Annotated in this window: 9 protein-coding genes and 1 pseudogene; all 10 read right to left on the bottom strand. The window is 63.6% G+C overall.

Annotated elements, in window-relative coordinates:
• Nucleotides 1-37: 37 nt before the first annotated feature.
• Nucleotides 38-586, bottom strand: a complete 549-nt coding sequence (gene nuoI, locus NA637_RS10045) for an NADH-quinone oxidoreductase subunit NuoI (RefSeq protein ID WP_256072117.1) — start codon at nt 584-586, stop codon at nt 38-40.
• Between the two features lie 12 nt (nt 587-598).
• Nucleotides 599-1,594, bottom strand: a complete 996-nt coding sequence (nuoH, locus tag NA637_RS10040; RefSeq protein ID WP_256072116.1) for an NADH-quinone oxidoreductase subunit NuoH — start codon at nt 1,592-1,594, stop codon at nt 599-601.
• 764 nt (nt 1,595-2,358) lie between these two features.
• A pseudogene (gene nuoG, locus NA637_RS10035) lies at nt 2,359-4,296 on the bottom strand (NADH-quinone oxidoreductase subunit NuoG); the annotation flags it as partial.
• A 124-nt stretch (nt 4,297-4,420) separates the two neighbouring features.
• Complete coding sequence (gene nuoF, locus NA637_RS10030; RefSeq protein ID WP_256072149.1) at nt 4,421-5,764, bottom strand: NADH-quinone oxidoreductase subunit NuoF; 1,344 nt, start codon at nt 5,762-5,764, stop codon at nt 4,421-4,423.
• Between the two features lie 20 nt (nt 5,765-5,784).
• A complete protein-coding gene (gene nuoE, locus NA637_RS10025) occupies nt 5,785-6,279 on the bottom strand; it encodes an NADH-quinone oxidoreductase subunit NuoE (protein WP_256072114.1) in 495 nt (164 codons plus the stop codon).
• Nucleotide 6,280: 1 nt separating this feature from the next.
• Nucleotides 6,281-8,062, bottom strand: a complete 1,782-nt coding sequence (gene nuoC / locus NA637_RS10020) for an NADH-quinone oxidoreductase subunit C/D (RefSeq protein WP_256072113.1) — start codon at nt 8,060-8,062, stop codon at nt 6,281-6,283.
• Nucleotides 8,063-8,124: 62 nt separating this feature from the next.
• Nucleotides 8,125-8,799 (bottom strand): NuoB/complex I 20 kDa subunit family protein, encoded by a 675-nt coding sequence (locus tag NA637_RS10015; RefSeq protein ID WP_256072112.1) that lies wholly within the window; start codon nt 8,797-8,799, stop codon nt 8,125-8,127.
• Nucleotides 8,800-8,809: 10 nt separating this feature from the next.
• Nucleotides 8,810-9,217: an NADH-quinone oxidoreductase subunit A gene (locus NA637_RS10010; RefSeq protein WP_256072111.1), complete on the bottom strand. Its 408-nt coding sequence runs from the start codon at nt 9,215-9,217 to the stop codon at nt 8,810-8,812.
• A gap of 358 nt (nt 9,218-9,575) precedes the next feature.
• Nucleotides 9,576-12,272, bottom strand: coding sequence for a molybdopterin-dependent oxidoreductase (locus NA637_RS10005; RefSeq protein WP_423836718.1), 2,697 nt, complete (start codon nt 12,270-12,272; stop codon nt 9,576-9,578).
• 49 nt (nt 12,273-12,321) lie between these two features.
• Complete coding sequence (nirD, locus tag NA637_RS10000) at nt 12,322-12,648, bottom strand: nitrite reductase small subunit NirD (protein ID WP_256072109.1); 327 nt, start codon at nt 12,646-12,648, stop codon at nt 12,322-12,324.
• Nucleotides 12,649-12,968: the final 320 nt, after the last annotated feature.

Here is a 12,968-nt window from a genome sequence, read left to right as displayed (position 1 = left end):
CAGCTTTCAAGCCTCCAGCGCTTTTCATCGAAAGGCGTCATGGCAACAATCCCTTGACGTTGATCGGCTCCGCCTCGTTCTGCGCGGCACCCTTGGGCTTGCCGGCGATGGCCAGGCCGGAGACGCGGTAGAAGTTGTAGTCGGGGTATTTGCCGGGGCCGGAGATCAGCAGGTCTTGCTTTTCGTACACCAGGTCCTGGCGCTTGTACTCGCCCATCTCGAAGTCCGGGGTGAGCTGGATCGCGTTGGTCGGGCAGGCTTCTTCGCAGAGCCCGCAGAAGATGCAGCGCGAAAAGTTGATGCGGAAGAACTCCGGATACCAGCGCCCTTCGTCGGTCTCGGCCTTCTGCAGCGAGATGCAGGCCACCGGGCAAGCCACCGCGCAGAGGTTGCAGGCCACGCAGCGCTCCTCGCCGTCGGGGTCGCGGGTCAGCACGATGCGGCCGCGATAGCGGGGCGGCAGGTAGACCGCTTCTTCCGGGTACTGCAGGGTGTCGCGCTTGCGAAAGCCGTGGCTGAAAACCATCACCAGGCTGCGTAGCTGGGTGTAGGTGCCGTGCAGCACCGCGCCAATGTATTTGAACATGGGGTTTCCTCCTTACTGGGCCGCGGCCAGCACCAGTGCGCCGGTCACCAGCAGGTTGATCAGGGTCAGCGGCAGGCAGAATTTCCAGCCGAAGGCCATCACCTGGTCATAGCGAGGGCGCGGCAATGAGGCGCGCAACAGCACGAACAGCATGATGAAAAAACCGGTCTTGATGGCGAACCAGAAGAATGACAGCCACGGCAGGGCGTCCAGGAACGGGCCATGCCAGCCGCCGAAGAACAGCGTGGTCAGCAGCGCCGAGATGGTCACGATGCCGATGTATTCGCCGACGAAGAACATGCCCCACTTCATGCCCGCATACTCGACGTGGTAACCGTCGGCCAGTTCCTGCTCGGCTTCCGGCTGGTCGAACGGGTGGCGGTGGGTGACCGCGACGCCGGCGATGAAGAACGTGCAGAAGCCGAGGAACTGCGGAACGATGAACCACAGGTGCTGTTGCTGGTATTCGACGATCTCGCGCATGTTGAACGAGCCGGCCTGGGCGACGATGCCCATCAACGACAGCCCCAGAAATACTTCGTAGGACACCGTTTGCGCCGAAGCACGCAGGGCGCCGAGCAGGGCGAACTTGTTGTTGCTCGCCCAGCCGGCGAAGAGCACCGCGTAGACGGTGAGGCCCGCCATGGCGAAGAAGAACAGCAGGCCGATGTTCAGGTCGGCCACCCCCCAGGTCGGCGTTATCGGCACGATGGCAAAGGCGATCAGTAGCGAACTCATCGCCACCACCGGTGCCAGAGTGAAAATCAGGCGGTCGGAGAATGGCGGGTTCCAGTCCTCCTTGAAGAACATCTTCAGCATATCCGCAGCGATCTGAAACATGCCGAACGGTCCGACGCGATTGGGGCCATAGCGGTCCTGCCACCAGCCCAGCAGACGCCGTTCGACGAAGCTCAGCAGCGCCCCGCAGACCACCACCGCAAGCATGATCACCAGCGCCTTGGCAACAGCGGCGATCACATCGATCACCTCGGGAGTCAGCCAACTCATCGGGTGGCCTCCAGTTCAGTGGCCAGGCTGTCGGCGTAGAACAGCGGAACGCCGGCCAGACCGACCGGCAAACCTACGAGACCGAGGGCCAGCGATGCATCGATGCGGACCGGCAGGCGCAGTGGCTGATCAGCGATACGCAGATCGAGCAGCTCGCCTTCGGCCACGCCAGCACGGCGGGCTTCGGCCGCGGCCAGGGCGACGTAGGGCTGCGGGATACGGCGCTGGATCGGGGCGGCGAGAGACGAGGTTTCCTCGCTGCCGAACAGGTGATGCAGCGGCACCACCTGCCAGGTGCCGGGCGCGGGCGCAAAAGCGCGGGGTGCGATTTTCCAGTCCATATCCTGACGGACGCCGTCCAGCAGGCGAACGCCCGGGTCGCCAGCGCGCAGGTGGCCACCGACTTCGTCCTGGAACTTGTTCCAGGCCTGCGGCGAGTTCCAGCCCGGCGACCAGGCGAACGGGATCTGTTGACGGTCCTCGGCGCTGCCGGAATAGCCTTCCATCGAAAAGGCGAACGGCGAGTCCGGATCCTGCGGCTGACGCGGTTCGTGCACGCTGATGTTGGCGCGCATGGCGGTGCGTCCGCTGTAGCGCAGCGGCTCGCGCGCCATTTTCAGGCCCTTGATGCGGAACGAGGCGAGCGGCGCGGCCTGGAGGATGCCCGCCAGGTGCGGGTTGGTTGCCGCGCAGTCTGCAGTGACCTGATCCAGCGTGGTCCAGTCCACCGCCTTGCCCTGAACCGTGCAGTGCAGCGCATGCATCCAGCGCCAGCCTTCGCGCACCAGAATCTTGCTGTCGTAATAGCTGGGCTCGAAGACCTGGAAGAAGCGCTGCGCGCGACCCTCCTGGCTGACCAGCGTGCCATCGGCCTCGGCGAAGCTGGCGGCCGACAGCACGAGATGAGCCTTGGCTGTGGTAGCGGTGTGCTGATGATCGGCGACGATGATGGCCCTGGCGGCGGCGAGGGCGGCATCGACCTTGGCCTGGCCGGCACGGCGATACAGATCGTTCTCGAGCACGATTACCGCGTCGGCGCTGCCTGCAATCAAGGCGTCCAGCGCGGCATCCACCGATTCGCCACCGAGCAGTGCGAGGCCGAGGCTGTTGGCTTCCGGCACGACGAGGCTGATCGAGGCGTTCTTCCCACGATTCTTCAGCGCCTGGGCGATATTGCCCGCCGCTTCGATCAGGCGCTTCTCGCCCAGCGAGGTGCCGCTGATCAGCAGGGGTCGCTTGGCGGCGAGCAGCGCGTCGGCGATCCGTTGCGCCAGCGCCCGGCCCTCGGCTTCCAGGTCGTCGACGGCGGGTGCGCCGGGATCGATGGCATGCGCCACGGCGAAACCGAGACGGGCAAGATCGGCCGGTGCGGCGTGCACGCGCTGCTCGGCGATGTCATCGAGGCGGGTCTCGGCGACGCTGGCGATGAACACCGGATGCAGGGCGTGCTGGCCGACGTTCTGCACGGCAGCGGCGTGCCAGTCCTGGATCTTCATCGAGGCGGCGATCTCGGTGGCCTTGCCCTTGGCCGCCTGGCGCACGGCCAGGGCCATGCGCGCGGCGGTCTGGGTCAGGTCCTCGCCGAGAATGAACAGCGCATCGTGGCGTTCGATCTCGCGCATCGATGGCACCGGCAGCGGGCCGTTCTGCATCAACTGGCGGATCAACCGGATGTTCTCCAGCTCGGCGGCGGCGATGCCGCTGTAGAAGTGTTGCGCACCGACCAGTTCACGCAGCGCGTGGTTGCTTTCCAGGCTGGCGCGTGGCGAGCCGATCCCGATCACGCGCTTGCCTTCCAGCAGCTGGGCAGCCGTGTCGAGTGCGGCGTCGACGCCGAGTCTATCCGCGCCCAGCAATGGCTGGCGGGGCCGGTCGGAGCGATTGACGTACCCGTAGCCGAAACGACCGCGGTCGCACAGAAAGTAGTGGTTCACTTCGCCGTTGAAGCGGTTCTCGATACGGCGCAGCTCACCGTAGCGCTCGCCGGGGCTGATGTTGCAGCCGGACGCGCAGCCATGGCAGATGCTCGGTGCAAACTGCATGTCCCATTTGCGGTTGTAGCGCTCGGAGTGGGTCTTGTCGGTGAACACACCGGTTGGGCAGACCTCGGTGAGATTGCCGGAGAACTCGCTCTCCAGCACGCCGTCTTCGACACGGCCGAAATACACATTGTCGTTCGCGCCGAATACGCCCAGGTCGGTGCCGCCCGCGTAATCCTTGTAGTAGCGCACGCAGCGATAGCAGGCGATGCAGCGGTTCATCTCGTGGCCGATGAACGGGCCGAGCTGCTGATTCTGGTGAGTACGCTTGCTGAAACGATAACGACGCTGGTTATGACCGGTCATCACCGTCATATCCTGCAAATGGCAGTGACCGCCTTCTTCGCACACCGGGCAGTCGTGCGGGTGGTTGATCATCAGCCATTCGACGACGCTGGCGCGGAACGCCTTGGCTTCCTCGTCCTTGATGGAAATCCAGCTGTTGTCGGTGGCAGGGGTCATGCAGGACATGACCAACCGGCCACGGGTGTCGTTTTCATCGGAATACTGCTTGACCGCGCACTGGCGGCAGGCACCGACGCTGCCCAGCGCCGGGTGCCAGCAGAAATAGGGGACATCGAGGCCGAGAGACAGACACGCCTGCAGCAGGTTGTCCGCCCCGTCGACTTCGTAGTCTTTGCCGTCTACGTGGATAGTGGCCATTTCTAGGTCTTCTCATCCGCTTGCGCGGGTCTGGCTAAAGGGAATCTTTCGCTTGAGGCTGAAGGCTTGAGGCTGGACGAGGTTCGAGTCGCTTTTTCGTCCAGCGTCCAGCCTTCAGCGTCTTTCAATTCGTCAGCGCCGGCTGCAAGGAGGGAGCTGCCGTCTGGCTTATGCCCGCCTCGAACTCGCCGCGGAAATATTTGATGGCGGCGCCCAGCGGCTCTACTGCGCCGGGCGCATGAGCACAGAAGGTCTTGCCGGGGCCCAGGAAATCCACCAGTCGTGACAAAATGTCGAGGTCCTCAGCGGTCCCCTGGCCGCGCTCCAGCGCACGCAGGGTCTTCACGCTCCAGGGCAGGCCGTCGCGGCAGGGGGTGCACCAGCCACAGGACTCGCGGGCGAAGAACTCTTCCATGTTGCGTAGTAGCGAAACCATGCTGACGGTATGGTCCACGGCCAGTGCCAGACCGGTGCCCATGCGCGTGCCGAACTTGGCGACGCCGCCGGCGTACATCTGCGCTTCGAGGTGTTCGGGCAGCAGAAAGCCGGTGCCGGCCCCGCCGGGCTGCCAGCACTTGAGGCTATAGCCGTCCTTCATGCCGCCGGCATAGTCTTCGAACAGCTCACGGGCGCTGATGCCGAAGGGCAGTTCCCAGATGCCGGGATTTTTCACCTTGCCGGAGAAGCCCATCAGCTTGCTGCCGTGGTCTTCGCTGCCGGGGCGGGCCAGGGATTTGTACCAGTCCACGCCGTTGCCGATGATCGCCGGCACGTTGCACAAGGTTTCGACGTTGTTGACGCAGGTCGGCTTGCCCCACACGCCGACAGCCGCGGGAAATGGCGGCTTGGCGCGCGGGTTGGCGCGGCGGCCTTCCAGCGAGTTGATCAGCGCGGTTTCCTCGCCACAGATGTAGCGGCCGGCGCCGGTGTGGACGAACAGCTCGAAATCGAAGCCGCTGCCGAGGATGTTCTTGCCCAGCAGGCCGGCGGTTTTCGCTTCGTCGATGGCTCGGGAGAGGTTGCGCGCCGCATCGACATATTCGCCGCGCAGGAAGATGTAGCCGCGATAGGCCTTGAGTGCGCGGGCGCTGATGATCATGCCTTCGATCAGCAGGTGCGGCAGCTGCTCCATGAGCAGGCGGTCCTTCCAGGTGTTGGGCTCCATCTCGTCTGCGTTGCACAGCAGGTAGCGGATGTTCAGTGATTCGTCGGCCGGCATCAGGCCCCACTTCACACCGGTGGGGAAGCCGGCGCCGCCGCGGCCTTTCAGCCCTGAGTCCTTCACGGTTTGCACGATGTCGGCTTCGGCCATGTCGGCCAACGCCTTGCGCAGTGCGTCGTAGCCGGCCTTCTGCCGATATGCGTCGAGCCATACCGGTTCGCCGTCGTCGCGCAGGCGCCAGGTCAGCGGATGGGTTTCTTCCTGGCGTTCGATGCGATTGATCGGGCCGAAGGATGAAAGCTTCATGTTCATAGCGCTGCGCTGATTCATTGATAGGCCTCCAGCAGAGCGCCGACGCTGCCGGGCTGTACGTCGCCGAAGGTGTCGTCATCGATCATCAGTGCCGGCGCCTTGTCGCAGTTGCCCAGGCAGCACACCGGGATCAGCGTGAAGCGGTTGTCGTCGGTGGTCTGGCCCGGTGCGATACCGAGCGCCTGCTCGATGGCGCCGAGGATCGACTCGTGGCCACCGATGTAGCAGGTCATGCTGTCGCAGACACGGATGATGTGGCGGCCCACCGGCACGCGGAATATCTGGCTATAGAAAGTGGCGACCCCTTCGATGTCGCTGGCCGGGATGCCGAGGACTTCGCCGATGGCGTCGCAAGCGCCGTCAGGCACCCAGCCACGGGCCTTCTGGACGATATTCAGCGCTTCGATGGACGCGGCGCGGGGATCTTCGTAATGGTGCATCTCGTGCTCGATGGCCGAGCGTTCGGTCTCGCTGAGGGAGAAACAGTCAGTCTTGATCAGAGTGTTCATATCAGCGGTCCACGTCGGCCATAACGAAATCGATGCTGCCCAGATAGGCAATCAGGTCCGGAATCATGCTGCCGCGAATCACCGATGGGATCTGCTGCAGATGCGGGAAGCTGGGCGTGCGGATGCGTGTGCGGTAACTCATCGTGCTGCCGTCGCTGGTCAGGTAATAGCTGTTGATGCCCTTGGTCGCTTCGATCATCTGGAAGCTTTCATTGGCCGGCATTACCGGACCCCAGGAGACCTGCAAGAAGTGGGTGATCAGGGTTTCGATGTGTTGCAGCATGCGCTCTTTCGGCGGCGGTGTGGTCAGCGGGTGGTCGGCCTTGTAGGGCCCTTCCGGCATGTGCTTGAGGCACTGCTCGATGATCTTCAGGCTCTCGCGCATCTCGCCCATCTTGACCATGCAGCGGTCATAGGCGTCGCCGTTGACGGCCAGCGGCACTTCAAAGTCGAAATGCTGGTAGCCGGAGTAGGGGCGCGCCTTGCGAATGTCGAAGTCGAGGCCCGTGGCGCGCAGGCCTGCGCCGGTCACGCCCCATTCAAGGGCTTCTTTGGTGGTGTAAGCCGCGACGCCCTTGGTGCGGCCGATCAGAATGCTGTTTTTCAGCGCCGCCTTTTCGTATTCCTTCAGGCGCTTGGGCATCCAGTCGAGGAATTCGCGAACCAGCTTGTCCCAGCCGCGCGGCAGGTCATGCGCAACGCCGCCAATGCGATACCAGGCCGGGTGCATGCGGAAGCCGGTGATGGCTTCGATGACCTCGTAGGCGCGCTGGCGGTCGGTGAAGGTAAAGAACACCGGGGTCATCGCGCCGACGTCCTGGATGTAGGTGCCCAGATACAGCAAGTGGTTCTGGATGCGGAAGAACTCGGCCATCATCACGCGGATGAAGTCGACCCGGTCCGGCACGGTGATGCCGGCCAGTTTCTCCACGGCCAGCACATAGGGCAGGTTGTTCATCACCCCGCCGAGGTAGTCGATGCGGTCGGTATAGGGGATGAAACTGTGCCAGCTCTGACGCTCGGCCATCTTTTCGGCGCCGCGATGGTGGTAGCCGATCTCGGGGACGCAATCGAGGATTTCCTCGCCGTCGAGCTGCAGGATGATGCGGAACGCGCCGTGCGCCGAGGGATGGTTGGGGCCGAGGTTGAGGAACATGTAGTCCTCGTGCTCGTTGCCACGCTTCATGCCCCAGTCTTCGGGTTTGAAACGCAGGGCTTCCTGCTCCAGGTCCTGCTTGGCGGCGTTCAGGCTATAGGGATCGAATTCGGTGGCCCGCGCGGGATAATCCTTGCGCAGGGGGTGACCGTCCCACGTTGGCGGCATCAGGATGCGGGTGAGGAGCGGATGGCCCTCGAAGGTGATGCCGAACATGTCCCAGATTTCGCGCTCGTACCAGTTGGCGTTGGGCCAGATGGAGACGGCGGTAGGCAGGTTGAGATCACCTTCCTTGAGCGCGACCTTGATCATCACATCGCTGTTTCGCTCAAGCGACATCAGCTGATAGAACACGCTGAAATCGGCAGGTGGCAGACCGCGGCGATTCGTGCGCAGGCGTTCATCGATGGCGCTCAGGTCGTAGAGCATTACGTAGGGCTTGCTGACCTGGCGCAGGAACCCCAGCACCTCGATGAGCTTTTCGCGTGGCACCCAGAGCACCGGCATGCCGGTCAGGCTGGGTTGCAACGCGAAGGTTTCGGCGCCGAAGCGCGCGTTCAGCTCGACCACGATATCCGGGTCGTCAGCCTTGTAAGACGGGATGTACAGCGCATTGCCTGCAGTCATGATCTCGGTCGCTTTCGGTCAACGGTTGGGTGTGGAGAGGCTTTCCAGGCGGAAAGCCGGCCTCACACGTCGTCGGGGCTGCGCAGGTTGGTGACCTGGATACGCTGTTCGCGTCGCTGCTCCTTCTGCGACGGCATCTCGGCGCGATAGACGCCTTGATCGCCGACGACCCAGGAAAGCGGACGGCGCTCCTTGCCGATGGATTCCTGCAACAGTTGCAAACCTTGCAGGAACGCCTCGGGGCGGGGCGGGCAGCCGGGTATGTAGACGTCGACGGGGAGGAACTTGTCGACCCCCTGAACGACCGAGTAGATGTCGTACATACCACCGGAGTTGGCGCACGAACCCATGGAGATGACCCACTTGGGTTCGAGCATTTGTTCGTAGAGACGCTGGATGACGGGTGCCATCTTGATGAAGCAGGTACCGGCGATGACCATGAAGTCGGCCTGGCGCGGCGAGGCGCGGATGACCTCGGCGCCGAAGCGAGCGATGTCATGAGGCGCGGTGAAGGCAGTGGTCATCTCCACATAGCAGCACGACAGGCCGAAGTTGTACGGCCAGAGGGAATGCTTGCGCCCCCAGTTGACCGCGCCACTCAGCACGTCTTCCAGCTTGCCCATGTAGATGTTGCGATGAACCTGGTCTTCTAATGGATCGGCAACAGTCTCCTGCTGGCCGACCGGATAACGGTCACTGACCGCATCCGGATCGATCCGGGTAAGTTTGTATTGCATGCGAAGAGCCTCATTGTTTTAGCTTCGCCTGTCGCTCGCGACGGCTGGATGGCGCCCAATCGAGCGCACCCACCCGCCAAAGGTAGACAAGACCCGCCAACAGAATTGCTATGAATACGGTAGCTTCAATGAGGCCCGCCCAGCCGCTTTCGCGTACCGAGACAGCCCAGGCAAAGAGATATAGGGCTTCAACGTCGAAGATCACGAAGAGCATCGCGACCAGATAGAATTTTGCGGAAAAACGCAGCCGCGCATTGCCCGTGGGCAAAATGCCGGACTCGAAAGGTTCGTTCTTGGCGCGACCCCAGGCCTTGCTGCCGAGCAGGCTGGAAGCGCCGAGCATGAACGCGCACAGCGCGAAGACGCCCAGAAGAAATACCGCGAAGCCCCAGTTGTGGGACAGACTGACATCGGACATGCCGGACTCCTCAGCGGAACGGCTGTATTGCAGCTGCGGCGAAGCGCCGCAACCTTGTGATGGGTGCACATACTATGCCCATAGAAAGTGCGCGTACATGTTTTCGAGGAAGCTTATTGAAATATTTTTTCTTCATCGGCGCATCTCAGGTTGCGGCGAGGGGAGGCCCGCAAAGGCTCTCGACGGGCCACCCGGCATGATCCTGAGCCTGCAGCCCGCTTATCGGTGCTGCCCCCTCGCTCGGCTTCTGGCCGCGCTGCCATTGGCTTGTTTCATGCTTTTGCGCTCATGGTGCTACCTCTGGTGCGGCAATGATCGGCCGGCGATGCGCCGTGCATCGGCTGTTCGAACAGTTTCTTCAAGCGACAGCCGGGTGCTTGACCAGCAACCGCTTGATTTCCGGCACACAGGACCCGCAGCTGGTGCCGCAGCCCAGTGCCCCCTTCAGTCCATCCAGGTCAAGACCGCGATCGATGCCCGCACAGATCGCGTCCTGGCTGACGTTCATGCAGTTGCACAGGGTCTTGGCCGTGCGGGCTCCGCCACCCGGCGGCGTGCTCAGCGGTGCCAGCAGCCAGCGGCGCAACGCCTGATCGGCCGTGCCGTCCTGCCAGAGCTGCTTCAGCCAGTCGCGTGCGGCGGTTTCGCCGGACAGGCTGAGGGCGACGATGCGACCCTCCTCGATACGCACCCGCTTGCCGACCGCACGTCGTGGGTCGTCGTAAGCCACCACCGGGCCTTCATCCAGCCCCAGCAGTTGTTCGATCTGCGCCAGTTGCGCCGCATCCGGAGCTTCGTGACAGGCGGCGCGGATGACCAGCGCGGAACGGTCTCGCCCGGTCAGGCTGAAGCTGGCATAGGCGAAGCCTTCGAATAATGGGCGCAGGGACTCGAAGCGCTTCTGCACCGAGCCTTCGACGAGCGCGAAGAACTGCCAGGGCAGGTCGACCTTTTCCACTTCGATGCCGGCATGCTTGAGCTCCGGTTGTTTGGAGATCGGGTCGAAGGCGGGCAGCGTCAGCACATTCACGCCCATCCCCTTGAGGAAGCGATCACCCCAGTGCATCGGCATGAAGGTCTGGCCGGGCCGCAGGCTGTCGTCCTTGTGCACCGGCAACAGCAGCTCGCCACGGCGGCTGCGGACCTTGACCAGTTGGCCGTCGAGCAGTCGGCGTCGGCGCATGTCGTCGGCGCTCATGCCGAGCAGCGCTTGCTCGACGTGGCCGAACAGGCGCGCCGCGGTGCCGGTGCGGCTCATGCCGTGCCAGTGATCGCGCAGGCGGCCGGTGTTCAGCGTGAGCGGGAAGCGCGCCTCGCGTCGTTCTTTCGGCGTCTGGTACTGCTCGGCGAGAAAGCGCGCGCGGCCATTGTCGGTGGGGAACACGCCGTCGCCGTAGAGCCGCGGTGTGCCTTGCTGGCTGCCGGCCGGGAAGGGCCATTGCTGCGGGCCGAGGCGGTCGATCAGTGCATGGCTGAGGCCGGACAGATCAAGATCTCGGCCTGCGGTCAGGCGCTTGTATTCGTCGAATATTGATGACGGCGTGTCGAGCGCGAACAGGCTGGGCTGGCCGGGGCGCATCAACTTTTCCAACCGGCGGGCGAAATCGCAGGTGATCGACCAGTCGGCGCGCGCCTCGCCTGGCGCAGCGATGGCGGAGCGCACGTGGCTGACGCGGCGCTCCGAGTTGGTCACGGTGCCTTCCTTCTCGCCCCAGCTGGCGGCGGGCAGAAGCAGGTCGGCGTAGCGACAGGTTTCGGTGGTGAAAAAGGCCTCCTGCACCACCACGAAGGGGCAGGCCGCGAGGGCTTGGTGAATCTTCTGCTGGTCCGGCATGGACTGCGCCGGGTTGGTACAGGCGATCCACAGCGCCTTGATCCGCCCGCTGTGCACGGCGTCGAACAGTTCGATGGCCGACAGACCGGGGGCATCCGGCAGGGCCGGTACGCCCCAGTAGTCGGCGACTTCGGCTCGATGCGCGGCATCGCCCACCTCGCGATGTCCAGGCAACAGGTTGGACAGACTGCCCGTTTCGCGGCCACCCATGGCGTTGGGCTGGCCGGTCAGGGAGAAGGGCCCGGCGCTGGGCTTGCCGATCTGGCCGGTAGCCAGGTGCAGGTTGATCAGCGCACTGTTCTTGGCGCTGCCGGCGGTGGACTGGTTGAGGCCCATGCACCAGAGCGAGAGGAAGCTGTTCGACGTGCCGATGAGGCGGGCGGTGGTCTGCAGTTCATCAATGCCGATGCCGCAGAGGTCCGCCACCATGGCCGGATTGTAGTCGCGCACCATGCTTTTCAGCTCATCGAAGCCATCGGTGTGGGCCTCGATGAAATTGCGATCGATCCAGCCTTCCCACAGCAGGATGTGCAGCATGCCGTGGAACAGCGCAACGTCGGTCCCTGGCAGAATCGCCAGGTGCAGGTCGGCCAGGTCGCAGGTGACGGTGCGTCGTGGATCGACGACGATGACCTTCATCTCCGGGCGCTCGGCCTTGGCTTTTTCGAGGCGACGGAACAGCACCGGATGGGCATAGGCCATGTTGCTGCCGACGATCAGCAGGCAGTCGCTCTGCTCGATGTCCTCGTAGCTGCACGGCGGGGCGTCGGCGCCGAGGCTGCGCTTGTAGCCGACCACGGCGGACGACATGCACAGCCGCGAGTTCGAATCGATGTTGTTGGTGCCGACCAGCGCGCGGGCGAGCTTGTTGAAGGCGTAATAGTCCTCGGTCAGCAACTGGCCGGAGATGTAGAAGGCGACGCTGTCCGGGCCGTGTTCGGCGATGGTTTCGGCGAATACATTGGCGGCGTGGTCCAGGGCGCTGCCCCAATCGGTGCGTGCGCGGGCCAGACCTTTGCCCAGGCGCAGTTCGGGGTAGTGCGCGCGGGCGTCCAGGTCGCCGGTCAGGTGCAGGGTCGCACCTTTGCTGCACAGCTTGCCGAAGTTGGCGGGATGGTTCGGGTCGCCGGCGACATCGAGGATGCGCTCGCCGTCGTGCTCGATCAGCACGCCGCAACCTACGCCGCAATAGCAGCAGGTCGAAGCGGTTGTCTGGCGCATGGCGTCATCTACTGACAATTCGTTCATCTGGGGCTGGCTCTCCGTGCGCTCAGGCGCACTCGGTTGCGCTGTTCAGGGAAAGCAGCACGCGGCCGTTCTCGACCCGTGCTTCATGGCGATGCGCGCAGCCAACGTCAGGCGCCACGGCTTCGCCGCTATCGAGGTTGATCTGCCAGTTGTGCAGCGGGCAGGCGACCTGCTTGCCGAAGACGATGCCCTGGGACAGCGGGCCGCCCTTGTGCGGGCAGCGGTCGTCCAGCGCGAACACCTGATCGTCGGCGGTGCGGAAGACTGCGATGTCACCCTTCGGCCCGGCAACGATGCGTGCGCCGAGTGGGTTGATCTCGTCCAGGGAGCAGATATCGAACCATTTCATGGCTGTTTCCTCGCGATTCGGTTAATCAAGCAGCTTTTCCCTCATTTTCCGGGCTGAATTCCCTGCGGAACATCGGGCGAATAAATTCGCCCCTACGGGGCCGAGATCTGTGCATGGCATCTTCTTGAAACCAGGCGCAGGTGCTTTTGTATGGGCGAATCCGTTCGCCCTGAGGCGCCGCATAACATCGGCGAATAAATTCGCCCCTACGGGGCCGGGATCTGTTCATGGCATCTTCTTGAAACCAAGCGCAGGTGCATTTGTAGGGGCGAATTCATTCGCCTAAGGCGCCGCATAACATCGGGCGAATAAATCGTCCC

The sequence above is a fragment of the Stutzerimonas stutzeri genome (genome assembly GCF_024448935.1).
Taxonomy (GTDB): Bacteria; Pseudomonadota; Gammaproteobacteria; order Pseudomonadales; family Pseudomonadaceae; genus Stutzerimonas; species Stutzerimonas stutzeri_AO.
The sequence above is the reverse complement of the archived record's forward strand: the minus strand, read 5'-3'. Positions and strand labels throughout refer to the sequence as shown.